General features: G+C 36.0%; 26 protein-coding genes and 1 pseudogene. 16 read left to right on the top strand and 11 right to left on the bottom strand.

The window, feature by feature from the left end; genetic code table 11:
* Nucleotides 1-205: 205 nt before the first annotated feature.
* The 5 genes from AAKU52_RS11700 (at nucleotide 206) to AAKU52_RS11680 (ending at nucleotide 3863) form a co-directional block, all read left to right on the top strand.
* Nucleotides 206-466 (top strand): hypothetical protein, encoded by a 261-nt coding sequence (locus tag AAKU52_RS11700; protein ID WP_354333616.1) that lies wholly within the window; start codon nucleotides 206-208, stop codon nucleotides 464-466.
* A 374-nt stretch (nucleotides 467-840) separates the two neighbouring features.
* Entirely contained in the window at nucleotides 841-1746 is a 906-nt protein-coding gene (locus tag AAKU52_RS11695) for a hypothetical protein (protein WP_354333614.1), read from the top strand.
* Nucleotides 1747-1751: 5 nt separating this feature from the next.
* On the top strand, nucleotides 1752-1952 hold the full coding sequence (locus tag AAKU52_RS11690; RefSeq protein WP_354333612.1) for a hypothetical protein: 201 nt from the start codon (nucleotides 1752-1754) through the stop codon (nucleotides 1950-1952).
* Between the two features lie 211 nt (nucleotides 1953-2163).
* Nucleotides 2164-2382 carry a hypothetical protein gene (locus AAKU52_RS11685; protein WP_354333610.1) on the top strand — a complete coding sequence of 73 codons (219 nt, stop codon included), beginning with the start codon at nucleotides 2164-2166 and terminating at the stop codon, nucleotides 2380-2382.
* Between the two features lie 542 nt (nucleotides 2383-2924).
* Nucleotides 2925-3863, top strand: a complete 939-nt coding sequence (locus AAKU52_RS11680; protein WP_354333608.1) for a DUF8464 domain-containing protein — start codon at nucleotides 2925-2927, stop codon at nucleotides 3861-3863.
* Nucleotides 3864-4049: 186 nt separating this feature from the next.
* Here AAKU52_RS11680 and AAKU52_RS11675 read toward each other — a convergent pair whose 3' ends face one another.
* The 6 genes from AAKU52_RS11675 to AAKU52_RS11650 all read right to left on the bottom strand — a co-directional run bounded on the left by AAKU52_RS11675 (nucleotide 4050) and on the right by AAKU52_RS11650 (nucleotide 8503).
* Nucleotides 4050-4496, bottom strand: coding sequence for a hypothetical protein (locus tag AAKU52_RS11675; RefSeq protein WP_354333606.1), 447 nt, complete (start codon nucleotides 4494-4496; stop codon nucleotides 4050-4052).
* A gap of 200 nt (nucleotides 4497-4696) precedes the next feature.
* Complete coding sequence (locus AAKU52_RS11670) at nucleotides 4697-4921, bottom strand: hypothetical protein (protein WP_354333604.1); 225 nt, start codon at nucleotides 4919-4921, stop codon at nucleotides 4697-4699.
* 1 nt (nucleotide 4922) lies between these two features.
* Nucleotides 4923-5648 carry an SOS response-associated peptidase gene (locus AAKU52_RS11665; RefSeq protein WP_354333602.1) on the bottom strand — a complete coding sequence of 242 codons (726 nt, stop codon included), beginning with the start codon at nucleotides 5646-5648 and terminating at the stop codon, nucleotides 4923-4925.
* Nucleotides 5649-5705: 57 nt separating this feature from the next.
* Entirely contained in the window at nucleotides 5706-6953 is a 1248-nt protein-coding gene (locus AAKU52_RS11660; RefSeq protein WP_354333600.1) for a Y-family DNA polymerase, read from the bottom strand.
* Nucleotides 6937-7371, bottom strand: a complete 435-nt coding sequence (locus tag AAKU52_RS11655) for a LexA family protein (RefSeq protein ID WP_354333598.1) — start codon at nucleotides 7369-7371, stop codon at nucleotides 6937-6939. Before AAKU52_RS11655 ends, AAKU52_RS11660 begins: the two co-directional genes overlap by 17 nt.
* Before the next feature lie 361 nt (nucleotides 7372-7732).
* On the bottom strand, nucleotides 7733-8503 hold the full coding sequence (locus AAKU52_RS11650) for a DNA-formamidopyrimidine glycosylase family protein (protein ID WP_354333596.1): 771 nt from the start codon (nucleotides 8501-8503) through the stop codon (nucleotides 7733-7735).
* 318 nt (nucleotides 8504-8821) lie between these two features.
* Between AAKU52_RS11650 and AAKU52_RS11645 the strand changes: the two genes are divergently transcribed.
* The 4 genes from AAKU52_RS11645 to AAKU52_RS11630 all read left to right on the top strand — a co-directional run bounded on the left by AAKU52_RS11645 (nucleotide 8822) and on the right by AAKU52_RS11630 (nucleotide 11649).
* A complete protein-coding gene (locus AAKU52_RS11645; protein ID WP_354333594.1) occupies nucleotides 8822-9139 on the top strand; it encodes an MGMT family protein in 318 nt (105 codons plus the stop codon).
* Nucleotides 9140-9828: 689 nt separating this feature from the next.
* Nucleotides 9829-10392: a hypothetical protein gene (locus AAKU52_RS11640; RefSeq protein WP_354333592.1), complete on the top strand. Its 564-nt coding sequence runs from the start codon at nucleotides 9829-9831 to the stop codon at nucleotides 10390-10392.
* Between the two features lie 11 nt (nucleotides 10393-10403).
* Nucleotides 10404-10814 carry a hypothetical protein gene (locus AAKU52_RS11635; protein ID WP_354333589.1) on the top strand — a complete coding sequence of 137 codons (411 nt, stop codon included), beginning with the start codon at nucleotides 10404-10406 and terminating at the stop codon, nucleotides 10812-10814.
* Nucleotides 10815-11061: 247 nt separating this feature from the next.
* Nucleotides 11062-11649, top strand: coding sequence for a recombinase family protein (locus tag AAKU52_RS11630; protein ID WP_354333587.1), 588 nt, complete (start codon nucleotides 11062-11064; stop codon nucleotides 11647-11649).
* A 169-nt stretch (nucleotides 11650-11818) separates the two neighbouring features.
* Here the strand turns inward: AAKU52_RS11630 and AAKU52_RS11625 are convergent, their stop codons facing one another.
* Both AAKU52_RS11625 and AAKU52_RS11620 read right to left on the bottom strand, forming a co-directional pair.
* Nucleotides 11819-13045, bottom strand: a complete 1227-nt coding sequence (locus AAKU52_RS11625) for a hypothetical protein (RefSeq protein WP_354333585.1) — start codon at nucleotides 13043-13045, stop codon at nucleotides 11819-11821.
* 84 nt (nucleotides 13046-13129) lie between these two features.
* Nucleotides 13130-14092, bottom strand: coding sequence for a hypothetical protein (locus AAKU52_RS11620; protein WP_354333583.1), 963 nt, complete (start codon nucleotides 14090-14092; stop codon nucleotides 13130-13132).
* Between the two features lie 525 nt (nucleotides 14093-14617).
* On the opposite strand from AAKU52_RS11620, the gene AAKU52_RS11615 reads away from it, so the two are divergent.
* Nucleotides 14618-15979, top strand: coding sequence for a hypothetical protein (locus tag AAKU52_RS11615; protein WP_354333581.1), 1362 nt, complete (start codon nucleotides 14618-14620; stop codon nucleotides 15977-15979).
* A gap of 212 nt (nucleotides 15980-16191) precedes the next feature.
* The gene (locus tag AAKU52_RS11610) at nucleotides 16192-16806 is read left to right on the top strand and encodes a DUF2971 domain-containing protein (protein ID WP_354333578.1); all 615 of its coding nucleotides are present in this window, start codon (nucleotides 16192-16194) and stop codon (nucleotides 16804-16806) included.
* A gap of 192 nt (nucleotides 16807-16998) precedes the next feature.
* On the opposite strand, the gene AAKU52_RS11605 is transcribed toward AAKU52_RS11610, so the two are convergent.
* On the bottom strand, nucleotides 16999-17406 hold the full coding sequence (locus AAKU52_RS11605; protein ID WP_354333576.1) for a hypothetical protein: 408 nt from the start codon (nucleotides 17404-17406) through the stop codon (nucleotides 16999-17001).
* A gap of 529 nt (nucleotides 17407-17935) precedes the next feature.
* On the opposite strand from AAKU52_RS11605, the gene AAKU52_RS11600 reads away from it, so the two are divergent.
* From AAKU52_RS11600 to AAKU52_RS11580, 5 genes and pseudogenes are all read left to right on the top strand, one after another.
* Nucleotides 17936-18277 (top strand): JAB domain-containing protein, encoded by a 342-nt coding sequence (locus AAKU52_RS11600; protein ID WP_354333574.1) that lies wholly within the window; start codon nucleotides 17936-17938, stop codon nucleotides 18275-18277.
* 92 nt (nucleotides 18278-18369) lie between these two features.
* Complete coding sequence (locus AAKU52_RS11595) at nucleotides 18370-19635, top strand: site-specific integrase (protein ID WP_354333572.1); 1266 nt, start codon at nucleotides 18370-18372, stop codon at nucleotides 19633-19635.
* Complete coding sequence (locus tag AAKU52_RS11590; RefSeq protein WP_354333570.1) at nucleotides 19628-20605, top strand: tyrosine-type recombinase/integrase; 978 nt, start codon at nucleotides 19628-19630, stop codon at nucleotides 20603-20605. Before AAKU52_RS11595 ends, AAKU52_RS11590 begins: the two co-directional genes overlap by 8 nt.
* Nucleotides 20592-21605 (top strand): site-specific integrase, encoded by a 1014-nt coding sequence (locus AAKU52_RS11585; protein ID WP_354333568.1) that lies wholly within the window; start codon nucleotides 20592-20594, stop codon nucleotides 21603-21605. The genes AAKU52_RS11590 and AAKU52_RS11585 overlap by 14 nt, the downstream gene beginning before the upstream one ends.
* Nucleotides 21606-21720: 115 nt before the next feature.
* Nucleotides 21721-21882, top strand: a pseudogene (locus AAKU52_RS11580) (JAB domain-containing protein); the annotation flags it as partial.
* A gap of 230 nt (nucleotides 21883-22112) precedes the next feature.
* Here the strand turns inward: AAKU52_RS11580 and AAKU52_RS11575 are convergent.
* Together AAKU52_RS11575 and AAKU52_RS11570 are read right to left on the bottom strand one after the other, a co-directional pair.
* A complete protein-coding gene (locus AAKU52_RS11575) occupies nucleotides 22113-23645 on the bottom strand; it encodes a reverse transcriptase domain-containing protein (protein ID WP_354333566.1) in 1533 nt (510 codons plus the stop codon).
* 1271 nt (nucleotides 23646-24916) lie between these two features.
* Nucleotides 24917-26113, bottom strand: a complete 1197-nt coding sequence (locus tag AAKU52_RS11570) for an IS4 family transposase (protein ID WP_354333563.1) — start codon at nucleotides 26111-26113, stop codon at nucleotides 24917-24919.
* Between the last annotated feature and the right edge of the window lie 7 nt (nucleotides 26114-26120).

The following is a 26120-nucleotide window of genomic DNA, read 5'->3' as shown; positions in this document are numbered from 1 at the left end:
TTTTCCTACCCCAGTCATAACATTTATATTTTGATTAATAAATAAGACATCATTACATCAATGCATCTTTACATCTAATATACAAAATTAATGTCAAAATCCCAAAAATATTAGCAAATAAAAATGAAGATATATGACGTCATTACATCAATAAGTCAATGTATATCTATATATTTGTATATCGAAAACATTTAAAAAAAATAACGTGGGAACTCTAACAGTAAAATTGACCGATTTTGATGAAAACGTAGTTGAAGCGGTAAAAAACAAGCATAATATAAGCACTAAAACAAAAGCTCTTATGCACTGCTTACACATTAATAAAAACCATGAAGAACAAATTGCCAGACTTGAACAGGAACGTAGAGAATTATTAAGTAAATTGGCTAAATACAGGGAACATTCTTTAAAACTTTTGGGCGGAATTGCTGGGCTACAAGATTTGACAGAAACTAAATTGCGTTGATGTATAGACGTCTATATGTCATCACTTAAACATTACTATGGATATCACAAAGCACCGCCTTTATAAAAAGGCCAAGAACAAGTTTTATTTTTCACGATGGATTTGGGTTATTTGGAATGCTACTGTTTCTATAGCATTCTTTTTACAAGCTAATATCTTTGATAACTTTTCATACTTCAATTTTGCTCTTTTCTGCTTAACATCTTTAATGGCACTTTTCCTAATGATGGTTATGCCTCGAGGTACTTTTGAAAATTCAAAAGATTGTGAAAATATAAAATCACAAATAAGCGACACAAAGACGTCATGACGTAGATATATTAATATACAATTGCTTATTGACGTCTAAGTTCTTATCTTTACATATATCAATTATGAATATGTACAAGGTAGGAAATCCAGTTACTTTTAATACCGCAACAGGACAACGTACAGGCTTTCTGCTTAACGTCAATGCTTTCCCTTTAATAGACTTCGTTACTTTAAATAACGGCTTTATAACCACTGCTTTTGAGTCATCAACGGGTTTAGAAGTAATTAACAGTCAATGTTTTACAATTGATGATTTTGTAATTGATATGGTCATTGCCATGAAGAATAAGTGCTTTAACGATAACACTTTCTTTAAGAAACTTCAATCTGATACAGACCTTAGAAAATGGGGAGTTCGAGGCCTAGAGGTTATCAATGAAAGCCCATCCTATATTAATTGGTTGCTATCAGAAAAACAGCGTATTGATAATTTACCATTGTTATATACTACTGATGAAATCGCCCAGCTTGATACAATAATTATTAAGGCTCATAAATACGGCATAACGGATTTTGCCCGAATGTTGGAATGTGACAAAGTAAAAAAGCTTGAAAAAGGGATGATTAAATCTGATCTTGCTTTTCGTGAAATACATCTAGAAGATTTAAGATTAGAAAAAATATATGATGATCTTAAAGCCGATGGTAAGCCCCTACCAAAAGGAGTAACCCAAATAAAACACTCTTATGATCTTTCTTGGCAAGGTATGATTGACTACCTCCACTCTGGAAGAACGCGCCTATTAACTAAATATATTCCTGATGCCGTATTGCAAAAGTTTTTTAAAGTGTATATGATGTGCACCAGTATAAATATGGATTACGGATATAATAGATTTCAGTTTGATGATGGTAGCCTTTTAAGAATTGTCATCGATAATAAAAAGCAAAGGAACATTGATGCTAGAGTATCAAAGTTTGATAATTACCTGAACACAATCATTGAAGAAATAGACAATTTAAAATAGATATTATGGACTTACAGAAATACGTCATAGAAATTAAAGACTTCGGAAAGTTTGAGGTTGAAAGTAACAACATATTTTTTGCGCTGGATGAAATTAAAAAAAAGCAAACTAATGCTCGTGTGAAAGACCTTATCATTCTTTCAGCATTTGTAATTATCAATAATGACTTCTTAATTGACATTACACCATCTTTAAATGGCAACTAGTCTAAATGCTAACGTTTTAATAGTTGAGTAGGTGCAGATCCGTTCAGCTCCAACTTGATATTAATAGTATTTTACCTTTCTGCAGATCTTCCGGAACAACAAAAACACTATCGTTTTTGAAATCCTGGAATAAACCGGCTAGGCTAAAATAATAGTGTTTAAGTCATATAAAGTTTTATGGATATATTTGTTATACTAAATATAAAAACTTATGAAAAAGATATTATTTGTGTTAATGCTTGGTCTAGGTGCTTGTACGAGCGAAAATAAGGAAACTAGCGTTATAACGGATACAACAACGGTTATTAAAAATGTGGATACCATTAAAAAGGACACCGTAAAAGTTGCCCCAGTGAAAGAAAAATCTATCGAACAAAAAGCAGACGATAGATTAGATAACATAATGAAAAAAAGAAAGTCCGTTAAATAAATACTTCAGGCTTATTATAAATTGCCCCTGGCAACTTTACCTCAGTAGTCCAAAGTTGACTATAACGTGGCTTTAAAGAAAACTAGAGACAAAAACGGCATTAATATATTTAGAAATTTCACGGGCAAAGAATATGCTATGCTTTTGAAAGATCAAAATTAGAAAATTTGAACAAAATTTTAACCCATAACAGTGTGGATGCTTTCATTTATTCTTTTAATAATTAGTTGTATTTGTATTTTTACGTCAATGTATCATGACGTCAATGTTTCTATTATTATTTTTGCTTATCAAAAGTACATATCATGGAAAATGTAATAAGATTAGTTGTGTTGTTGAGGAAGACGTTTTGGGCGATATCATGTCACAAATTCTGCGTACTATACAAACAGTTCATAGCCCCTCAAAAAACGAACGTCTTATGTAAACTAGTCGACCCGAAATAAATTGTGTTTGTTTATACTTTAAACATTGTACAGAACTATCAAACAATACATATCACACCAAATTAACACATAATAACCTTTTAATGTAATAATACAATGGCTAAAGTCAATTATGCACAACTAACAGAACAGGCCTCTAAAATCAAGGCCGAAGTATCTTTACTAGATTATTTTTTCAAACTTGAAGGATTAGGAGACTTGCGTTTTGATGGGAAAAAGGGTAAAGAATATTTCTTTGGCTTCCATCATCAAAAAACGGGTTCAATATCTGTTAAGGAAAAAGATAATCTTTGGTATGATCATGCTAAAGGGGAGGGGGGCGATATCATCAAAGCTGTTCAGCTTTTCGAAAATAAAACCTTCGTTGAGGCAATAAATCGACTAGATAAAAATACCGATATCTTGGCCGATGCCTATGAAGCATTTTATAAGAAGAATGGGGAAACTGAATATAATGTTTCAATAACTAAGGTATTGGATACTGTGCAGCATCCAGCATTATTAAATTATTTGAGAAGCCGAGGTTTGGAGATAAGAGACATTGCCAAAGCTGGAAAAGAAGTTCATTGGACAAATGGAAAGGATAATTTTTTTGCAATTGGATTTGAAAATAAAAACGGCGGTTATGCCGTGAGGTCTAAGTTGTATAAGGGGAACTTAAACGGAGGGGGTATTTCTTCGTTTACCATTGGTGCAAACCCTCAAAGTATAAAGATGTTTGAAGGTAGCATGGATTTTAGTAGTTATCGAAGTTTAAATCCGAAAGAAAGCTTTTACGCAATTGTATTGAACAGTACTGGTAATCTCACACAAAAGCTAAGTCTGAATGTTAATGATAAGTCGATAGAAAAGAATGTCCCCGTACATCTGTATTTTGATAATGGGGTAGGAGGTAACAAAGCAACTGAAAAGGCTTTAGAGTTTATCAAGTTGGCCGAAGATAAAAGTTCATTTTACCGAGAAAAGGGGTTAGGCGATGTCAACGACTTTTTAGTACACCAAAAGGAAAACAGTATTAGCCAAATAAAACGATAAAATGACCTTTCCTTCATGCCAGTTCAAAGATACGGCAAAGTATAAATCAAAATATTTTGCTAAGAATGGTTTTATAAAATATATACAGGTAGTTTGTTAAACTATTAAGTAAGACTTTTTCGTTATCCTGGGCGAGTCTAAAATAAATTGATTGTTTATTTGCATTTTCCCATCGAAAACCTAGTGTCATTTTGCTTCATTTTCTTTAAAAATTTTATCTCTAAAGAAATTTCTGTTACTATAGTAAGGATGATCCAATGTAATAACCTTATCGTCACCTGGTCTTCTTCTGGGTTCAAGCAGGGGATTTACAAGTTGCCACCACTTCTCACTTAAGTCAAATTCGGTGGGATTAATCAAAATCTGCCTACGTTCTTCGTCATTTTCATGAACTACAATTGTAATCCTTTCAATTTCAACCTCGATTTCAGGTAAGCTTTCGAGCAGTGCATATAGCCAGATTTTATTATCAGCTTCTTTTTGCTCGCTGGAGCGCTTAAAATTAAATTTTCCAAGTTTCAATATTTCTATCTTGTTGTAGAACCAAAGTTTGATTATGAAGTCAGGAACCGCTTTTTTGATATTTTGAGAAAGCTTGTACGCGTAACTTTCCTTATTTATTTCATATTGCATTTAACTTTTTGCCATTTTGATCAGGATAATTTACGATTATTTGAGGCTCTAAATGTACAAATTCAAGTTGAAAATAATCTACCACATTATCTAAGTCATAGATGTTTGCCCCATGCTTTAAAATTATATTACCTCGCTGATGCTATCAGATAAAGCTTTGCTTTTGATCAGATTAATCAAATATTCTATAAGTGGTATATTTATAAATCTTCGTCCTCAATGTGAATTCCTATCTGTATTACTAACTCATTTGATATGAGATCCTTTGTAGTCCATAAAATGCTCCCATCTCCAAGGTCATCATTGAATTCAGGGAAAATGATTCCTGCATACTTTCCATCTATCGAAACGTGATAACTTTGACCATCGTCGCTATTCACTCCAACTTGTTTTTCCTCAATGTTAAAACTATATATCTGTTGCATATTATAAATCTAATTTACCTTGCATAGGTTCATCATCAGTGTTGTATGGCTTCGCCAGGTCGATGCCTTTATTAGGCATTTTTTTAGTACTTACCTTATTTACCTTGGGACTTACTTTAAAGCAAGACATACTAGCGTCAGGTAACGTTGTGCAAAGTTTTAATAATTCTTCGGAAGAGAGTTTTTTATTGAGCCAGCGTTTCTCAAACTTAAGTGGTAAAATCACAGGCATTCTTTTTTTTTTGTGAATTCTAGCCACCATTTTGTTAGCCACTGTGGTCATTATACCAAATGTGCGGAAAGCTTCATTGGTTTCTGGATCCACCCATTCAGACCAAAGCCCGGCCATAACAAATGTTTTCCTGTTATTGACTATAAATCTCCATGGTTGTCTTCTTCCGTCCGGGAGTCCTTCAAATTCGTAAAATCCATCTGCAATAACCAAACAAGTTTTGTGATTTTCGATTAATGGGGCAAATGTTGGTTTTTCCATTACCTCCTCACTTCTGATGTTCCAAGTATCGTATTCCAGTCTTTTGCTTTTGGCCCAATATGGAATTATTCCAAAGCCCATTCTTTGTATAAGATCTGGTTCGTCGGCTGTAATAATGAATCCACTCTCAGTAATAGCAATGTTTGAATCTGGCTGATATTCGCCCGTAAATTGAAACGGATAAGATTTCAATATATCTTTTTGTTCTGCTGTGAGGGTAAATCTAGCACACATGATTGTTAATTGTTCTTGTTTTGGTAATAATTAAACTTAGTCATTTTAATTATAATCTTATTTGACTTTGATAATATCTTTCCAACTTGTCGTATATCCTGGGCTTAGAAACTGTCTTTTCATCGCCCACCGCTGCTGTTGCCCAGCTGTCGCCATCCTGATAGTTCCTGACCCGTAATGTTTGTTAATGGTATCTAATACACCCGATAATTTATTGTTTTTCAGACCCTGGTATTCTTCAAACATATTTAACTGTACTTCTGTTTCCGATATTAATCCTGTTGCCATTACTTCTACTTTTTGATAAAGAAAACCCTTAAGATAAATTTTCTTTAAACCAGTCATCGCAGCACGAATGAGATCAGTGGTATTATTTACAGGATGGGGTAGATTTATAGTAATGCTCGGATACGCCTGGAGTTGATCAGTCTTGAATCTATTGGTAAGTAACCTAACAGATATCACCATCGTACACAATTTCTCCCTTCGCAATTTGACACCAAGCCTTGATGTATAGCTTGCAGTAGCTTGTTCCAAGTCGCCAAAATTATCCGTGACTTTTCCAAATGCTCGGCTCGTACACATACCCTTTTTTGGATCCAGAACTGTTTTTAAATGAAGGCAACTCTCACCCCATAACTCTCTCCACATTCTTGCCCCAACGATAGTCATGTTTTTATTTACCCATTCTGCAGGCAGGTTTCTCAATTGCTCTGCTGTCTCTATACCTTCAGATATTAATTTAATTGCATACTGCCTGCCGACGCCCCAAATGTCTTCTACCGGATATGATTTTAGTGCCTCGGTGATTTCAGCTTCGTTGTCCAAGAGCACAACACCTGACGGTGTCTTTTTTGCTAATTTATTTGCCAGCTTCGCTAAGGTCTTTGTCGGGGCTATCCCAATACTGATGGGGATTCCGGTATTTTTAATGGTTGTATCCCTTATATTCTTACCGTACTGATCAAGATTTGTAAAACCTGCCAACCTCAAAAAGCATTCATCAATGCTATAAACTTCAACCTCTGGAGTAAAACGTGCTAAATTTGTCATTACCCTCGCGCTCATGTCCCCGTAAAGTTCGTAATGACTTGAACATACCGCAATGTTATGTCTTTTTATTTCGTCTTCAATCTTGAACTTTGGTGCACCCATGGCGATGCCAAGTGCTTTGGCCTCATTGCTTCGAGCAATAACGCAACCATCGTTATTACTTAAAACGATAACTGGTCTAGCGTTTAGTTCAGGACGGAACAGTCTTTCACAACTGGCGTAGAAATTATTGCAATCAGCTAAAGCGAACATAACTTTTATATGGGACACAGTACCATGATACAACACCAAAAATTACCATATTCTTGCCTGTTACATTCAATGGGCTATTGTCGTTTGGTGAGGTAAATAAAATTCTTTCTTTATTCTTATGGACTATACAACGGTTAAGCCATTCACCATCCACATTACAGACGATTATTGATCCATCTTGAATATCTTTACTCCTATCCACGACCAAAATAGTGCCTTTTAAAATTCCATAATCACTCATTTGATTATCCTGAACCTCAAAATAAAAGGTATTTACTGGATCATCTACAATCTTTTGGGCAATATGCAAACGCCGTTCCATATAATCATCTGCAGGGCTTACAAAACCGGATACAGCACTTGGGTTTGCCAACGGCTCTTTATCAATATCACGGTTGAAATCTATTTCTCGGAGCATAAGCAATTACTTAACCACAAAATAATACTAAAAAAATTAGCAAAACAAATTTATTTATCAACCTTTTTTATAGTGAAATATTAATACAAAGACATTGATAGAAACACCTTAAGGCATAAATCTGCCTTTTGCTGATTACTTTTGATCTAAAATGTTTCGATAATTATTTCTATTATAAGCTTCATTTGGTTGAAGCACAATATGAGCGTAGCTCTTTTTTGGATTCAGGATTAGTTTTAATGGCAAAAATGCGTTCCAAGAGAGACGTCATAATCATCTAGCCCTGTTTCATCATTGAGTAATACAGGTCTTTGTGGGCCGGGCGCAGATTGGAATTAGTCCTAGAGTTCTGTTACATTCATCACCATTTAAATACTTTTTGGCTATCAACGTAATAGGATTTTCTAGCTCCTTTTTTATCAACGATAATTGTCTCATCTTTAAACGTTTTTTCAGTCTTGGGAAGGTGTATCTTCATGAACTCACGGTTCTCGCCTGTTAGCTGGCCAAGGCTAGATTTGTAGATGTTCTTGACTGCATCTGTCAAAACTGCTTTAATGGAGTTCAATAGTGCTTCAACCAGTTTAGACGGAATGGCGTTTGATATAGAATGCGGCGAGATTCCTGCATCATAAAGGATTTCATCGGCATATGCATTACCTATTCCCCTGATTGATTTTTGGTCGAGAAGTAACGTTTTAATATCAGTCTTCTTTTTCGCCAGTAATTCGCTAAATATGTTTTGATTAATACCCAGTGCATCGGGCACATTTGACACTTCAGGGTTCAGGGTAGGGGTGGCTTGCTTTTGCCAATCGGTCATGTATAACGATTCTCCTACAAAATCTAGTTGTAGAATAGGAAACTTTACTTCATCTCCTGTTTTTATAAATTTAAGCTCGCCATGTAACATTAGATGTAGCCCCAATGATTCTTTTCCGATCACAAGCCTTAATTCTTTTCCTTCTCTGGAAACTGATTTAATTTTATGGCCTACTAAAGCACTTTGTAACTTAGCTTCAGGTACGTTATTCTTGCGGTCTACATGAAGTGTTAAGGACTTAAGCGTTTTATCTTTTAATTCTCGTTCGAGGTTTATAGCCATTACAGCTAAATCGGGAAGTTCAGGCATATTGAATATTTAATGCTAAATTAAGCCAAATCATACATTATATATATTTGTTTTATCAACATGGGTAATGAAGCAAAATAAGATGAGCGAGAAGACTCCAAAGTAGATTTAAACGATACAAGTGAAGTAAGGTTGTTATAAAACAGATTAATGTGAGTGTAGAAAAAATACTAAAAAATGCTTAGAAAAGCAAGCTCGAAAAGCATAACAAAGATTTCTGATATATCACCAGAATAAATAAGATAGGGCGGCATAAGTAAGCAAAGTTAAATTTAGTTGCCATTGCTGATCTTATAATTTAATCTATTAAAAAGTAAAGTGCGGGATTTTTACACCAATGTTTATGAGATCGTAGACCAAATACCATTTGGGCGGGTTACTACCTATGGCGCCATAGCGAATGCACTTGGTGTCAGAAAATCCTCCAGATTGGTGGGTATCGCAATGAATCACTCTCATTGTGTTGCGCCAGCTTTGCCTTCCCATCGTGTGGTTAATAGAGTGGGTTTGCTTACTGGTAAACATCATTTCGCCGGAGAAAGATTGATGGAGCAACTCCTAGTCAATGAAGGTATAGTTATAATAAATAATCAGGTTCAAGACTTCAAACGAATCTTTTGGGATCCGCTAGACTAGCGCGAAGAATAATGTAGAGAGATGAAAAACGCAACTGGGTGAATCCAAAATTTTTGCTTTTATTACTTCAAGATATGATATTTAGAAAATTTCTCTATTTGTCTTGGTATAAATATTGAGTATTTACAGCTGAAAGATCAATAGAGGATAAACACATTCGTTTTGTAAAACTTTTTCTTTTTGCCGTGATAGGACTTATTAAGGATTGACAGCTTAAAAAAAATTAGAGTGAGGGAAGTGATACCTTCATTTCTACGTGCGAAAATGATCGATAAAAATTTCTTGCTTTCTCAAAAATCGACCGTTTAATGAGAAAAAGCCTATTGCATTAACTCATTACTTTTGCATCCTAAAATAACTCTTTCTAAAAATTCGTTATTTATCAACTGTCAGCAATACAATACGCGTTAAACTTACTCTTATAAATGTCAGTCCATTAATTTCAACTTAATTTACAGTAAATAAGTTTTTTAATTTACTATCGAGTTCATCATCATAAATATTTATGCCGATTATTCTGCCATTTCTATCCACCAAAAAATTAACATCAGGCACTTTAAAAATGGTTTCGACTATATTTTTATTTCACTAATAGTCGATCAGCTGCAGTTAAACTTTTCAGCTTCACCTTAATTATTATATTTGTTTCAACAACACAATTTTAATCAAGCAGACAACCAAAGAAAATTATGAAATTTTTTACAATACTTTTAACCCTCATCGTCGGCTACACCACCCTTTCAGCACAGGAAATAACCAAGCAGGAAAGAGGTTATTTTAACCTGACGGAACTTGGCTATTTTCTTGGGAATAATTCCATTATCCAAACGAAAGCAGGTGGAAGCGGAAAAAATGTTAATGGCGCACATGCACTTAGCCTCAGGAATATAAACGGTCTATTTGTAAATAACAATCTATCTCTCGGGATTGGTGTAGGTCTCGATGGCTACACATTCAATAATGACCGTTATCATTTCGATAATACTTTCCTCCTTTTCGGAGATGCCCGATATTATCTTAAAAACGAAATGAATACCTTTTTCGGCTACGGCGATCTAGGCCAATCAGTCGCTATAGATGACAATATACAGAAGGGTCTTTTTTATAACCTGGGTATGGGGTATAAGTTCAAGGTTGCCCCCACTGCGGCAATGAATGGAAGTATTGGTTACAATCATCAAAACATTAACCATACCTCTAGCATAAAAGAGAATTATTCCAGTCTCGTAATTAGGGTAGGTCTTCTCTTATAATCGATAAATCTATGAGGACTTACCTAATCCTATTCCTAACTGTCTTTTCTTTCGGATGCAAAAGAACAATGGAGACCGAATGTGGCACATTAAGCTGTCCACCAACTACAAATACGATATCTCTTTCTATAATTGGCACAGATGGTAAACCAACCAAAGCTTACTACCTTGAGACTTATAATACCCGCACAAAAGAAAAAAAGATCAATCTTCAAGACTCTCCAAACTATAACGGAGGGATCACTTATAAATATAGGCTATTTTCCAATCCTAGGAATTTCTCTTCTTCCGGCGATAACGTTATCGTTTTGGTAAAATCTGAAAGTGGGAAAGAATTCAAGTTGGTATATTTGGTTCAAGGAGGGAAATGTGCCTGCGAGGTTAAAAAATTGAGTGGGCCTAGTATACTAACAATTGATTAAAATCGATTCAGTTATCGTTCCTATAGAATAGCCGGTTTTCGAGAATAAGCAGTATTTTGTTACCATAAAACCCTCGTTATTTGATAATTGATTGTTGTCACTGAGGTACTACAATTTAACATATCAAATCTCTCCCTATTAAGCCTGATCAATCTTTTTCTTTTTTGCCGATTATCAAAAACTCATTCCATTAATCAAAGGCTTTTTTGCTATTTTTGATAATGAGTTTTTGATAATAATTTTTAACATGAAAATAGGCTACGCAAGGGTAAGTACATCAGACCAAAATCTAGATCTTCAATCTAGAGCGCTTACAGAATATGGATGCACGACAATCTACCAGGAAAAGATTTCAGGGAAGAATAAAGATAGACCGGAACTTAAAAAACTTCTGAAGAATCTTAAGAAAGGTGATCAGGTTGTTGTTTGGAAATTGGATCGTCTCGGCCGCTCACTAAGAGACCTGGTTGATTTAGTTGCACTTTTCCATGAACAAGAAGTGAACTTCGTGAGCTTGCATGATCACATTGATACCACCACAGCTACAGGTAGATTTACCTTTAACATTTTTGCTTCTCTAGCAGAGTTTGAAAGGGAGATTATTCGTGAACGTACGAAAGCTGGGCTTGATGCCGCGAGAGCCAGAGGAAAAATGGGAGGTAGACCCAAAGGTTTATCTCTGGAAAATCTGAAAGTAGCGATGACCGCTCTCGATCTACATGATACAGGAAAATATGCAATTTCTGAAATAGCTAAAAGGCTACAATTACCCATTGCTACTTGTTATCGATACATTAGGTATGTAAAGAAAATCGAAACTTTAACGAGCCTTTAAAACTCCTACTATACCTGAGAGCAGGTTTTACCGAAAATGGCTTTTGAAACAACTAGTGTCCGCTAATATTCTTCTTTATTCTTAATATATAAATTTGGAAACATTTACAGTCAAGCCGCGGCCACCCAACACGTTAGTCTAATTGTGATTGTAAATCGGAAGTAAAGCATCATTCACACATATAATCAGACTCTTTATCTGAAAAATTAGTGGTGCCACGAAGATAATCAAAAGAGCCAAGACGCTGGATTAAGGAGATGTTCGTTGATTCCTTTTCTTCTTCGATTGAACTTACATAATGATTGTTGACTATTATATGGTATTTTGGATCAATACGAATATCCAGCACACCTGTATCCTCAAAATCCCTTGCCAATAGATGCCAGTAAATTTTAATCTCTGTTGGATGATCCATTAGCGGTTGAATATAGATGCTTCCGCTAAAAAAGGAATCTCCCTGTACTAGTATCCCGTGCGAGGGTTGAATATAAAGGCTGTTGCTAGAATTACTGTATTCCTTTACATTGTTTCTGAAATGCTGATTAAACACACCATTACGGCTTTCTGCACCCACCTCTAGAAAATCCCCTTCAAATACAAGCTTGATCTTAAAATCCTCGATGACCCTTTGACCTGTATTTTTTATAAGCAGTTTAAGCCAACAGTGTTGGTGCCATTCTATTCGAGGGAAGAGGGCTTGCATATTTCTTTTGTTTTCTGTCTCCTTTAGCTTCATGTTTTCCATCAGCCGGTCGATGTCTATTGCACCATTGAGGAATCTTCCAGTGGTGTTGGGCAGCTTTACCGCTGGCGGTTTTTCAGCGGTAAAGCGTTCAATCGTTTTTTGGAATTTCGGGTAAAAATGTTTTGTTCTTTCCCCACTTGAAAAGTTCACGTCCATGGATGCCGGCCGTTGGAAATCTTCATTTTTTAGATACCAGTCGTGGACCTTGGGAAACTCAGTCAGCTTCCGTTCAATGAATTCCCAAAAACAGATTTGTATGGTAAAGAGATTCTGTTGGGCGTATTCAGCGCTTTTGATTCGCACATACTCTTCTACTTTCTGATCCTTAGGAAGCGAGGTAGCAATAACCAGCTTCTTCAAAGCAGGCTTAAAGTCTCGTGCCTTATCAATTTCCGCCTGTACATCGCTGATACTGATACGATTCGGCAAGCCATTGATCAGGTTTAGTTTTTTGTTCTTGCACTGTATGCCCTTGTAGCATTTCCCACCGTCTGTTGGACCATAGATATCAACTCCATGCTGTCCCTGTGCATTGTCTGAATTAAATTCGATATCATGTGGAATCTGCCAGATTTCTCCCCATAGCTTCAGACAAAGGGTTTCGAAATCCTGCCAGTTTTTAGGGGGATGGATGTTGGTTGGAGCGATCATATGAGTATAATGGATAAAATATATGGAAAGTTGCAGCCAAATAAAGCTTGGCGATAAAAGTTGGGAATCACGGTTATTGGATCATTAATCATCAGATTTGTCTGAAACCCATTGATGATACGAACATAGTCCGCCCTCATGTGCTTCTTCTAAACCTAAAGATGTGCCACAAACTCCACAGCTCTTTTCTTCCTGCTCATAGCCACATACGAGACAACAACCCTCATCAAAGATATAAGTTGATTTGAAACACTCGGGACATTCGACATACGGACCTTCTGATCCATCCATGCCTGCGATGTGGGATGCACCTGCCAGTTCTGCTTTAATGCATTCCTCCATAACATCTTCAAGATCAAATTCTTCTTGGCACTTTTTGCAGTTCAAAGAGAAGTTCTTTCCTACTTCATATTTTTCAACTTGCGTTGCGTGAATGAGGTCAGATCCACAATAAGGGCAACGCAGGTTCTGTATAGCATCTCCCAACGTTCCAAATGTCCAATCCACTTTTGACAATGATTTTATGCTTTCCGTCTTTTCCGTTTCATAGACCTCGTTGGTCTCCAAGAAAATATTCCATGATGCTGTTCCGAACAGATCAGCGGGTTCTTCCCTAAGATAAGTCACACAAAAATCACGGATAATCTTGAAGGACTTGGAAACTACCTCATTGATAAGGGAAGGGGATTCTTCTGCATAATAATGTTCGATGTTATTGCGCAGTATATTGATTTCATCGAAATCCCTCCAATTTACCTTAACCTCAAACTCCTTGAACCTATCTTTGATCTGTTGAACATCAACGGTTTTATTGCCCTTGCCTTGAAAGAAAAGCTGCCCATTGGCATCAATGGCAGGTACAATATTTTGTCTGATCAAAATCTCATCGCTATTCGCAGGGGACATCTGACTGAGCTTTTCTTTGAACAGCAGTAGCATCCCGGCAAAAATATTCCTAAGCGCCGAATGAGCTCGGCGTGGATCATTGCTTTTGAAATCTTCAAGACCGACCTGTATCGCCTCCACAGCATTGGTGAGAATATTCATTTTAAAGGAGTTAGTTAATTTTTGGAAAAATACAAAAATAAAAATTTATTACTCTAGCATTGCGATAGACCTAATTCATACAGTCTAAAATAAAATTTTAATAGTTGGGGGTTCAGTTTATTGGGGGAGGACTCTTTGATCAAAAACTATCATTGATTAGTTTGCTGGACAAAATACTTGGAGGTGTCAACTAAGATTTCAGAACTTACTACTGAAGAACAGCCAGATGTTAGACAAGCCGATTAAACTTTATTAAGAAATGAGGGAATAATGATAGATGAAAGTGTTGCCATAATTTCTTGGTAGATGAAGATAGAAAACTTTAAATTAAAGATTATAAGTTTTTCCTTCCGTGTAAAACTGAAAATGGAAGAACTTTGTTGACTTCAACAATCTGAAAATGAGAACAAAATTAATACTCGCAGATAAATAGTAATTCAATTACCGAAAAAGCTTCATATCTGCAATAACTATTGCATTTCCGGCGAACCTTCCTATATTGGTTTTATAACTAACACTTCTTAAATGAATATAGCACAAAAACAATCTATACTAAACACAGTTCAGTCCATATTGGAATTTGATTTTGATAATTTGATATCAGAAAATAATCCTTCAGGCAATATTGATGAAATTAAATTTGGAGACTATAATGTGGCGGAGTTTAAAAGTATTTATTTAAAAGTATTCAAACAGCTAAAAGTAGAACTTGAAAGTGGGCTAAATTTACTACTACCTAACCAAGAAACCTTCAATAATGAATTTGGTTCAGTGACATTAGACGTGGAGTCTGCTAATTTTTATTCCTACTTAATTTCTTTTGCAAATAGAGAAAGTGCTGCTGAAATTCTTAAAAGATTTGTTTACTACCAAATTAGGCAAGGATTTTGGAATAAATCAATTATAAAACAGCATAATGTAGATGCTGAAAAAATTTCCAATTCTCAAGATGAGCTAATAATTGCTCAAAGGCAATTGTCAGAAAATTTAGGAATTTTTGAAGAACTAAAAGAGAATTTTGAAAAACAGATAAAAGAATTTCAGATTATTTTAGATGCCAAAACTGCAGAAAGTTTAGAACTAACAACACTACTAGAAAATTCAAAAACTGAGAGTACAGAAATTACTACTTTGTTGACATCAATTACAGCTAAAGAATCTGAAGCCGCCGCTTCTTCCTCAAGCATAAAGACAAAACTTGCTGAAATTATTAACGATATTGGTTCGTACGAAGAGCGATTTGAATTGCTTGAAACAGATTGCTTGAAACTAGAGGCAAATCTAAAAAAAAGCTTAGAAGATGCAAAGACTGACATTGATATAGCGAAAGAAGGAAACAATTTTATACAAAGCAAAAAAGAAGAAATAATCAGGTTAATTGGATTAGCAGCAGATGGTACATTAGGTTATAAATTTAACAGCCGTAAAGATGATTTAGCCAATGGGATTAAGAATTTTTGGCGTTGGGCGGTGCCCTCCAGTATATTGATAGCACTTGGATGGGTAGTAATTATTTTCACATTATTGAGTGCCCATTTAGGTAACGATTGGATCAACTTGCTGGTTAATTTAATTAAAACGTCTCCAGCCTGGTTACTTGTTGGTTTTGTGTTTTCCCAATACGGCAAGGAAAGAAACTTACAAGAGGAATATGCCTTCAAATCTGCTATAGCAATGACACTGACCTCGTATTCGCAGATGTTATCTGAGGTTGATAGCAATATTAAATCTTCAAAACAAGAGATGTTACTTAAATCAATAGAAAATCTTTATACGCAACCCAAACTTCACATGGAAAAGCAAGAGAAGGATAAAATATTAAACACAAAAGAATTTTCCGAATCTTTAAAATCAATTTCTGAAATGGTAAAAAATATAAGAAGCTAAATATTTATATATCAGAATAATTTCATTAATGCCTTTAAAAAAGGAAAAGCAAATTTGTTATTTTTGGAGCTGGGGATTTAACCCTTCAACGTTTTAATGGTATAGATGATTTTTTCGACAATACAAATTTGACCCTCTTGCCTTATTTAAACTTTATTATTCTAGATCTTAAAGGTTTGATGATATTGGCTTACCTTTAATTGAGACAATTAATGAAAATACAGTTTATATTTTTAAAGCCTGATGAAATTGATAAACCAATTTCTAAAATCGCCATCGTTAATGGTTTATATCTGAAATCACAATTAGGCAAGAGTATATTTTGTCAGAGCTGGTCATTCACAAAAGAAAGTGATGCAATGTGGCGAGTCTATTCACAAGGTAAAAACTCAGTAAATATTTCTACAACACCGAGAAAACTATTTATCAGTCTTTTTGAAATTGATAATGATATTCAAAAAGTTTTTATTGGCAAAGTAAAGTATGTAAAGTCACTTGAATTAAAGACTTTGTACAGAAATAATGCTGAAAACTGGATCTTTCAAGAAAGAGGATTAGGAATTTGTAAGTCATTACTTTACAAGAGGTATCCTTTTAAACATGAAAATGAAGTTAGATTAATTTACAATACATTCTTAAATGCAGAAAAGCCGATTTTAAAGTATGATTTTGATCCTCTAGAGGTATTTGAAAATATAGTTTTCGATCCCAGAATAGAGTACTCACAATTTATGAGTAGAAAGGAGCAACTTAAAAAGTTAGGCTTTAAAAAGCCAATTATTAAATCAAACCTTTATAAGTTGCCGATATACAATACAATTAAGTAACGCAGATCGCTAAGCACGATAGTTGCAATTGTTACCTATTTAAAGTATAGATTTTTTTAGGACATGTATTAAAGGTCAGTTACCGTTTCGAAGAAGAATTCAATTTGCCCATTAATCATATAGCCAGAAATTTTGGGCGAGCTACCTACCCTAAAAATCAGTATAAGCTATAATCGTTGTATAATTTACACTTCAATCTTCTATGACTAGTCCACTTTCAGAAACCCAAAAATGAGTAATTCCTAATAATTTCAATTCAGGAGTTAAGTGCTCGATGGATTTTCTAATTGCCGTGTCGTCTGGATGAGCAATAGCAAATTTTGATTTCGGATTAACATATCTATTGTCCAATATTTTAACGATTGCTTTGCAAAAATGAGTTTTAATTTGACCGCTGTCAAAATGTTCTCTCCTTTTTGTAGGGGAATTATTTCCTGCTTTTGCTCCTTTAACTTCAATCATTAGTTTTTCACCTCGTTTAGATGCCAGGATATCACATCCACGCGTTTGTCCTAAACAATGACTGTCAATATTCCAACCGCCTTCTTCTAGATGAGTCATCAAAAGATAGATAGTTTCGTCTTCCGTTAATTTTCGCATAGTTGTTTGTTTTTAACGTTATCACTAAATTTTTAAGTATCCACTATTTTTGAAATATATCTGAATTACGTTAGCTAAATTTATCATTATGTTTCTAATATCTAATTATAAGTTGGTTTTATAGCACACGGATTAATTGGTAATTACATCAATACACAATTGGATGTGAAGGCAAATTTGTTTGAAAACCTAACGTTTAAGAAAGAAGTTTCATTACCAAAAAACGGTGGAATAATGATAATTTGTTACATCTAAGTGTTAGTCGTTTGAAACGGCAAGTTACCTTATAAATTTGATATTCATTTTTAACGAGCTGTAAATGTTCTAATAGCTAAACCTAGTGATTCTTTTGTCGTTTGGATTTATTATTCTTAAATCTGTGTTTTTCGCTTCGTTTCCCATTCCATTTTTTTTGTATGCAAACCTATAAAGGTTGGCTATAATTCGTCAACGGTATATAAACGGTTGAAGGAACCGCCATTGACAAATTGCCAACCTTTATTAAACGGTGCATAAAAAAAATAGAATTATGGAAAACTATCAATTGCATCAAAAACAACTTTCGAAGATTTGTGAAATCGAAATTGCCTACAACCCACCTTTTAGGATCTCTGACTGTCCGTTGGTAAGTAGCAGCACGGAACTGTATTCGATTTTACGTGATAATTGGAATCTAAATCAGATGTCTTTACGCGAAGAATTCAAGATTATCCTTTTAAGTACAAACCTGCGAATATTAGGAATTTCCACCATTGCTTCAGGTGGTACATCCGCTGTATCCATCGACAATAAACTCATATTTTCAACAGCCCTTTTGGCAAATGCAAGGGGAGTTATTCTAGCACATTATGCAAAGTATATGGTTATGTAAAGTTTCATTCTTATTTATTTGATTATGAGAAGAATATGAGTTAATTACTTTACATAAAAAAGTGATTTTTATAGCAATCAAAATAAATTGTTATGAATATATCATTATTAGAATTTGATGAGCTTACCTGCTCAATTGCAGATCAACTCCGGAAAAATTTCAATTATTCCCGCTCAGCAGTGGATAATTACCGAACCGAATGGAGAAAGGTTCGTGTTTATCTTGAAGCGACTGGCTACAGCTATTACTCGCCTGATTTAAATCTAGAGATTCAGGAGTATATGCTGAGTGAAAGACTTAATACTGACCGGAAGAAAAGTCATATTCAACGTAGCCTGCGAATATTATCTGAGTGCCACTTAACGGGCACTTTTAAAACTATCCCCATGCCTAAAAAACTTCTTAGAGAACTGGGCGGTTCTTTGGGATTGGTTATTTCTGACTTTCTAAGGCATTGCAGGGAACAACGCAGGCTTTCAGAAATCAGCATCAACTGTCATCGCAGAAATCTTGAGAAATTGTATGATTATGCTCTACTCAAAGATATCAATGCGTTTGATGCAATTGATCTTTCATTTCTCCTGCTTTTCATTAAAAATCTTGAAGGGAGGATGAAAACCGAAGTTCCGGTAACCCTGTCAACTTTAAGGGCTTTTATCGGCTACCTTTTCAATACTGGAATAATACCAAAAGATTATTCTGCTTTAATCCCCAGGGCAAGAACAATCAATCAGCCCAAATTACCCTCAACCTATTCAAAAGAAGAAGTAGCGCAGGTCATTAGGGCAGTAGACCGTTCCACCGGTACGGGAAAAAGAAACTACGCCATCATCCTGATGGCTGCGAGATTCGGACTTAGAGCCTCAGATATTGGAAGATTGCGCTTTGATCATCTGGACTGGCAGCAGTCCAAGATAGAAATGGACCAGTACAAAACCGGAAAGAAGCTGATCCTGCCAATATTGGCAGATGTGGGCAATGCCATAATTGATTACCTGAAATATGGGAGACCAAAAATGGACAGCCCTTATGTTTTCCTTACCGCCAGACCTCCCTTTGAGCCCTTTCCTTCCAGCAATGTGGTCACCCACATTGTACAGAGAGCTTTTCTAAAATCAGGGGTGTCAATTGCCAATAAAAGATTCGGTCCGCATTCACTACGCCATAGCCTAGGCTTTCAGCTGCTACAGGAAAGTGTCGTTCTGCCCATAATCTCAGAAGTACTGGGCCATCAGAGTACAGAATCAACACGGTATTATCTGAGAATAGACCTGGAATCCATGCGCCAGTGCGTACTGGATGTGCCTCCGGTAGACAAAGCTTTCTACCTACAGAAAGGAGGTATCTTTTATGGATAAGCTCTTTATCAGTATTTATGGCAAACATATCGAAGAGTTTATAGCGCTAAAAAGAAAACTCGGGTTCAAGTTTATCGCTGGCGAGATATACCTGTCCCAGATAGATCAAATGGCTGAAACCTTGGGCGAAGAAAGCGAGGGAATAACCAGAGAGTTTGCGAAAAGATGCTACGAAAAGAAACCTTGTGAAACGAGGTTGACTAGCTATACAAAAGTAAGTTTCTTGGCTCAGTTCTCACGATACCTTCAGGATATCGGTATCCCTTCCTTTGTTCCAAAACTGCCACCCTTTCCCCACTCATCCTTCGTTCCCCACATCTTTTCGCAATTAGAGGTTCAGGCAATTTTTGAGGCATGTGACCGGCTCAGGTTGACAGACTTCCAGCGCCAGACCAGTTTGTTCTGTATGCCGGCATTATTGCGACTTTTATACGGTACAGGTATCCGTATCTCAGAAGCCAGGTCTCTTAAAATAGAAGATTTGGATATAGAAGCCCAATACCTGAAGGTACGAGACAGCAAGAATGGCAAGGAGAGGATTGTTCCTTTATCGGATTCACTTACACAGGTTTGCAGAGATTATTTATGGTATAGAAAAAGGCTTACAGGAGCAAGCCAATCAGAATATCTATTTGTCACGTTGAATGGAAATAAGGTTGGCCAAAGTGTAGGTAGCTGGTTTAGAAAATGCCTAGCCGAGACAGATATTACCAACAATACCGGAGGGTCTCCGCGTATCCATGACCTCAGGCACACTTTTGCTGTTACTTCTCTGGCAAATATGGCCGATCAAGGAATCGATATGTATGTTTCTCTACCGATCCTTTCCAATTATTTGGGACATCAGTCCTTAAAATCCACCGAATATTATGTGCGCCTGACCGCCAATATGTTTCCCCAACTCGTTCAACAACTGGATACGATCTGTTTGGATGTATTCCCTAAATTCAGAAACTATGAAGCCGACTAACTTTGCCCGATACCTTTCAGACTTTATTGCCAGGTATCTTATCAGTGAAAAAGGAGCCTCTAAGAATACCGTCGCTGCCTATCGGGATGCTTTTATCCTTCTCATAAGGTATATGGAGGAAGTTGAAAAGTTAAAAGTGGAAAAACTGGAACTCAACCATATTACCAAAGAAACAGTATTGGGTTTTCTGGATTGGTTACAGGTTGAACGGAAGTGTGGCAGTTCGACCCGCAATGCCCGTTTGGCAGCGATCCATTCCTTCTACTCTTATCTCCAGCATGAAAGTATTGAATACCTGCATGAAAGTCAGCGTATACTATCTGTAAAATTCAAAAAAAAGCCAAAGGAAACCATAACTTACCTAACGCTTGAAGGTATAAAAATCCTTCTTGAACAGGCCAATATTACTACACGCAGAGGCAGAAGAGATCTTGCATTGCTCTCATTGATGTATGATACTGGTTCCAGGGTTCAGGAAATCATTGACCTTACTCCGGCAAATCTCCACTTGACATCCCCTGCTACTGTGACCGTTATGGGCAAAGGGAACAAAGCCCGACTGATACCTATGCTCGATATTCAGACGGAACACCTTAAAGCCTATTTAAGAGAAAATAAGCTGGAGGACAGGTCAGCAAGTCTTTATCCTCTTTTCTCAAACTCAAAGGGAGAAAAACTGACCAGAGCAGGAGTAGCCCATATCCTGAAAAAGTATGTCGAAGCAGCCAGAAATAAAGATGTTCTGCTTGTTCCAGAAAAATTAAGCTGCCATTCCCTGAGACATTCAAAAGCAATGCATCTGCTACAGGCTGGGGTAAACCTGATCTATATCCGCGATATCCTGGGGCATGTTTCCATCCAGACAACGGAAATATATGCAAGAGCTGACTCGAAACAGAAACGGGAAGCCTTAGAGAAAGCGTATGTGAACGTTAACCCGGAAGAGAAACCTCGTTGGGAAAGCAATGAAAGCTTGATCGATTGGCTGAAAAACTTCTGAATATTATGTAAAGCTATGGCGGTCTATTTTACTGACATACAGTATTATGGATTGTCAACTTTACATAACCATATACTTTGCATAATGCGCTTTATGTAAAGCTTTACATAAAGCGCATAATCATCCATCCGGTAATTTAGTGCCAAGTCAGGCTGATATAAAAATTACCAATAAAATCAAGGAAGGAGGCAAAATGTTGGATATCGAGATCTTTGACCACATCATCGTAACTAAAGATAATGGTTACTACTCATTTGCAGACGAAGGGATGTTATAGTCCCATCGTTTAAAAGGTTCGTTTTCTGATACAGCTACTGTTCTTGTGGTAGCTAAAAGGTCTTACAGCTAAAAGAAAAATAGAGATTAAGATTTGATACTTTGGTGAATAACAACTTACAGGCTACTTTACTTTTCGGGAAACAAAGTTTCCACTTGCTTCTCATTGGTACTTTTTTTTTACATAAATTCAGAAGTAGTTATGTTCATGATTAAATTGTGGCATGTAACCTATTTTTTTAATTTCTTATTTCTGGCATTTGAAAATTCCTGGCTTGTCTTCTTTAATTCCTTTTCTAAAATTGCAATGTGTGCAGAAAGCTGTCGTTTGATGGATTTTGAATCCAATCCTAGCCTTACTACACCTTCCGAGTTGGTATATTCTTCCCTTGCTGCGTTCTGGGCATAAGTGATAAAATTGCGCTTGCCAAAATGGGAGTATCTAAAGTACAATTGCTTTTTCGATATTTTTTCTTTTTTAGAATTTTTCCCATAAGCCATCATCATAGTTTTAAGTACCCGGCCTTTGGCTTTCCTAAAATATCTGGATAGACTTCCTGGTCTAATATAAATGTTCTGCCCATTGAATTCAAACCCAAGATACTGCAAGCTTTGGTAGTATTGCTGTTCATTGGCTTTTGTTGTTGTACGACCTCCAAGCTTTTTAATATTAAACCCTCTTATTTTTCCAGCGTCATTAGCCCTGAATTCGATAATTTCAGTTTTTTTTATGTTGATACTAAGCCCATACTTGTTTTTTATCCCACTGATCACTTCGTTGTTGAGGTATACGACATCTTTGGATTTACAGATAATCAATAGATCATCACAGTATCTCATGTAATGGAAACCCATTAGTCGACCCAAGTTTGAAAGCCAACGATCAAAATCCACCAAATAAATATTGGAAAGTACAGAACTCATTGGTGAACCTTGAGGAATCCCCTTGTGAGAATAGCTTCCATCTCGGTTCAGTTTTGGTTTATTACGTACTATAAGTTGTCTTTTCCTAATTAAATTAAATTTTTCTATGTAAGACGGTCCAGCAAGATCATCGGGTATGAGATCCAGTAAATTGTGGCATTTTTCAGCTTTTTCTGTATCAACACCAAAATGGTTTAGAAAACTCGCCTTACCTACATAGGAATATGCTGTTAGAGATTTAAATACTTTATATTGATCAAGCGGAAGTTCCTTTTCGCCGATTAAATCGCACCATTTAGCTTTCAGTTGTTCATGATCAATATTATCAAAGTAGCCCGTAATATCTAGAGCTATTGCAGCGCACTTACCTTCGTTTGATATCATTGACTTTACAGCATCAAAGGCGCGTTTAGCAAATTGGATATTACAGTCACCACCAAGGTCGGAACGATAGGCCATCACGCAATGATCGAAACGATCCCGTTTGATAAAGTCCTGATAAGCTTCTGTTAGCGCAAATGCATAATAAGAATATATATAAGAATCAAAATGAGAGGAAAAAGAAATAGGACGGATTTTGGTCTCAAGCCCATAAGTGTCAATAGATTCATCAAATTTATATCGAGGAGTTTTTACCAATATTTTTAAGTGTGGCGCAAACGCATGACTCCCAACTTTTTTTAACGTTGAATCCTTTAATAGCGATTTGATTTTATTATTTTGCTTGGCAAAATTAAAGGTATTGTCAAACTGCTTGTAAGTTTTTGGCTTATCAGCAGCTATTACCTTTTCAACAAACTTTTCCCAAAGCTTATCATTGTATATAAACCGGTTATGCATCAGTTTTTAATGGGACACTGACCAGGTAGGTACATCAGTTTTAACTATCCTGACCAGTGCACAATGTACATTCATTGCTCGGTAGGTGACTGCCTCAAATCACCGGAGGGTTTTAACCTCTACTTACCCCAATCCACCCCTGGCCAATCATCCTTTAACAAATGTGGCACTACACATTGAAAAGACCACGTGTCTCTCCAACCTTTTTAGGATTACCGGCCAACAACTGATGTCAGCTTCCGTTTGCCCCAAAACCTTTCTGTGTATGTTTCGACTCAGATCGGGTATTCCAGGGTTGCCCCTAGTAAGGTCTTTTAAACAATTATGTCAATGTTATGAAAATACTTCAATTCATCCTACAGATCACAACAATTGTATTCTACCTCTGTACAGGGGTGGAAGTGCAATTGCCTGATATTTATAATCAGAAAGAATACTTGGAAAGTTCCCAAATATTCAGTACCTTAAACGACACACCCTCTAACCAACGCTAGAGGCAAACTACATATATCAAATTATTAGCCAATTTGGTTTTGCTGACAAAATGTCCCATTCAAGTGTGGTATTATATCATCTTAGACTAAATGCTATTGAATTGCCTTCTGAATTTGTCATCACTCATATGGGCGGAACACCACACAAGATCTATAACTAGCTCTAATGCAAATTGATACAAAAAGCCTTCAATGACATATAAGCCTACCTTAAACATACAAAAGAGTGTTAATCTGGCTCTCAGGAATAATTGATGCAGATGACCAAGGCCAATAGCCATGCACTGCATTAAGAGTCGAAAAACATAAAAAGTTAGATTTAATTAACATTGCTGGAAGGATTTCAGGGGTCAGGTAAAGCTGCCTTCTAATATTTGATATATTTATAAGAGAAATGAGCTTTACTATTTAAATATCTCTCATTTAAAAGACGGTGCGACATGATAATCTGACTGTTCAAGGTCGGAAAAGAATCTTCGTTTTATGAGACATTTTTTCTTTTTGCCGTAATTGGTGTTATTAAACATTCAGCTGAAAGAAAGATATACAGTAGGGGAGGAATACTTTCTTTTTTTGAGACTAATAATTAATGATATAAAATTAATTCGTCTGTTAAAATATTCTCGATCGTTGTAAATGTATGTCTATATCTATTTTTATTTATATATGATCTCATATAAACTATCATTAGTGTCCGATTAAGTTTTAAGATTTCTCTAGAAGTGGATTGGTTTATGATTAAAGCTATGCTGTTCACTTGTGTTCAAATAGAAGCCCCTATGTTTTAAATAGAGATAATTGAGTTTTTTTTAGGTTGTTTAGTTCTATCCAGTCTGCACCAGGTGATTTTAAGAATTTGAATAGGTCTATATAGGTCATTAAATGATAACGGATGACGGACATCATGTTTGAAAATGCCCATTTCCTTTTGGCTTTTCTTTGTATTACAAGCATGATCAGCTGAATAATCAGGCTTACCCATATCTGTATTTCTATCGCATTTTGGTTATCACCAAGAAAATATTTCAATGGAAAATTCTGCTTGAGTCGTTTAAAAAGGGTTTCTATCTGCCATCGCTGTTTGTAGATATCTGCTATTGTGTCCGCTGGAAGCTCGAAATTATTAGTAATAAACTCATATAGGCGAGCCTGCTGCTGGTGATAAAAAGCTATTCTACGCAATTTGATCACCGTTTTATCCTTGGTTACCTCAATAGTCTCATCCTTCAGCACGCCCGGATGGGTCTCCTCGCTGATATCAAATTCTTCTAAAGATTGATAGACTGCATTATCTTTTTGTCTGGTTACAAAATATACACCCTCTAAACTCCAATTGTGATACTGGATATAATCAAGATATCCTTTGTCAAAAACTACAAAGGAGCCTTTCTTTAGTTCCAGTTCCTTTAAAAAAATGTGATCATGTGTTGCAGCTGAACTGAAACGGATGAGGCAGGGTACATCTTCGCAGGCATTGATCATGGTATGCATTTTAATACCACCCTTCTTTTTTCCGGTAAGTGGGTTGCGTCCCACACCCTTTAAAACATCACTAAATAGGCTAATTGTCGTAGAATCTACAATCTTTAAATCCTTTATCGGCAGTGTTCTTGGATTGCTGTCCGATAAAAAATTCTTGTACTGGCCATAAATAGCATGATAAATATCTGCGAATACAATACTGGAGCGCTTTTTATTGGCATCGGACAGGGTACTCCTTTTTGGAAAGCCGGTTAAGCCCAAATGATTGATCTTTCCCTCACAGGCAAGCATAATGCTGCTTACCTCTCGCAGGGAACTGCTCCCAGATAATGTAGCGAAGATCATTGTAACCAGATGGTCATAGGTTTTAAAGCGCTTATAATACCGGTCACTCCGGCGTTTTTCTGCTGTCCGATTAATAATCCCAAGAGGAAGGAATTTTAAAACCTGACTGATTATGGGTTGTCCGCTAAAGTTTTTAGATTTGTTCATGCTTTAT

This window comes from Pedobacter sp. CG_S7 (assembly GCF_040544395.1).
Classification (GTDB): domain Bacteria; phylum Bacteroidota; class Bacteroidia; order Sphingobacteriales; family Sphingobacteriaceae; genus Pedobacter.
Note: the sequence above shows the minus strand (reverse complement) of the source record. Positions and strands in the feature narration are given on the sequence as shown.

Coding starts and splice junctions, on each gene's coding strand:
- AAKU52_RS11695 (WP_354333614.1), top strand. CDS start 841: ATGAATATGTACAAGGTAGGAAATCCAGTTACTTTTAATACCGCAACA.
- AAKU52_RS11690 (WP_354333612.1), top strand. CDS start 1,752: ATGGACTTACAGAAATACGTCATAGAAATTAAAGACTTCGGAAAGTTT.
- AAKU52_RS11685 (WP_354333610.1), top strand. CDS start 2,164: ATGAAAAAGATATTATTTGTGTTAATGCTTGGTCTAGGTGCTTGTACG.
- AAKU52_RS11680 (WP_354333608.1), top strand. CDS start 2,925: ATGGCTAAAGTCAATTATGCACAACTAACAGAACAGGCCTCTAAAATC.
- AAKU52_RS11675 (WP_354333606.1), bottom strand. CDS start 4,496: ATGCAATATGAAATAAATAAGGAAAGTTACGCGTACAAGCTTTCTCAA.
- AAKU52_RS11670 (WP_354333604.1), bottom strand. CDS start 4,921: ATGCAACAGATATATAGTTTTAACATTGAGGAAAAACAAGTTGGAGTG.
- AAKU52_RS11665 (WP_354333602.1), bottom strand. CDS start 5,648: ATGTGTGCTAGATTTACCCTCACAGCAGAACAAAAAGATATATTGAAA.
- AAKU52_RS11660 (WP_354333600.1), bottom strand. CDS start 6,953: ATGTTCGCTTTAGCTGATTGCAATAATTTCTACGCCAGTTGTGAAAGA.
- AAKU52_RS11655 (WP_354333598.1), bottom strand. CDS start 7,371: ATGCTCCGAGAAATAGATTTCAACCGTGATATTGATAAAGAGCCGTTG.
- AAKU52_RS11650 (WP_354333596.1), bottom strand. CDS start 8,503: ATGCCTGAACTTCCCGATTTAGCTGTAATGGCTATAAACCTCGAACGA.
- AAKU52_RS11640 (WP_354333592.1), top strand. CDS start 9,829: ATGAAATTTTTTACAATACTTTTAACCCTCATCGTCGGCTACACCACC.
- AAKU52_RS11635 (WP_354333589.1), top strand. CDS start 10,404: ATGAGGACTTACCTAATCCTATTCCTAACTGTCTTTTCTTTCGGATGC.
- AAKU52_RS11630 (WP_354333587.1), top strand. CDS start 11,062: ATGAAAATAGGCTACGCAAGGGTAAGTACATCAGACCAAAATCTAGAT.
- AAKU52_RS11625 (WP_354333585.1), bottom strand. CDS start 13,045: ATGATCGCTCCAACCAACATCCATCCCCCTAAAAACTGGCAGGATTTC.
- AAKU52_RS11620 (WP_354333583.1), bottom strand. CDS start 14,092: ATGAATATTCTCACCAATGCTGTGGAGGCGATACAGGTCGGTCTTGAA.
- AAKU52_RS11615 (WP_354333581.1), top strand. CDS start 14,618: ATGAATATAGCACAAAAACAATCTATACTAAACACAGTTCAGTCCATA.
- AAKU52_RS11610 (WP_354333578.1), top strand. CDS start 16,192: ATGAAAATACAGTTTATATTTTTAAAGCCTGATGAAATTGATAAACCA.
- AAKU52_RS11605 (WP_354333576.1), bottom strand. CDS start 17,406: ATGCGAAAATTAACGGAAGACGAAACTATCTATCTTTTGATGACTCAT.
- AAKU52_RS11600 (WP_354333574.1), top strand. CDS start 17,936: ATGGAAAACTATCAATTGCATCAAAAACAACTTTCGAAGATTTGTGAA.
- AAKU52_RS11595 (WP_354333572.1), top strand. CDS start 18,370: ATGAATATATCATTATTAGAATTTGATGAGCTTACCTGCTCAATTGCA.
- AAKU52_RS11590 (WP_354333570.1), top strand. CDS start 19,628: ATGGATAAGCTCTTTATCAGTATTTATGGCAAACATATCGAAGAGTTT.
- AAKU52_RS11585 (WP_354333568.1), top strand. CDS start 20,592: ATGAAGCCGACTAACTTTGCCCGATACCTTTCAGACTTTATTGCCAGG.
- AAKU52_RS11575 (WP_354333566.1), bottom strand. CDS start 23,645: ATGCATAACCGGTTTATATACAATGATAAGCTTTGGGAAAAGTTTGTT.
- AAKU52_RS11570 (WP_354333563.1), bottom strand. CDS start 26,113: ATGAACAAATCTAAAAACTTTAGCGGACAACCCATAATCAGTCAGGTT.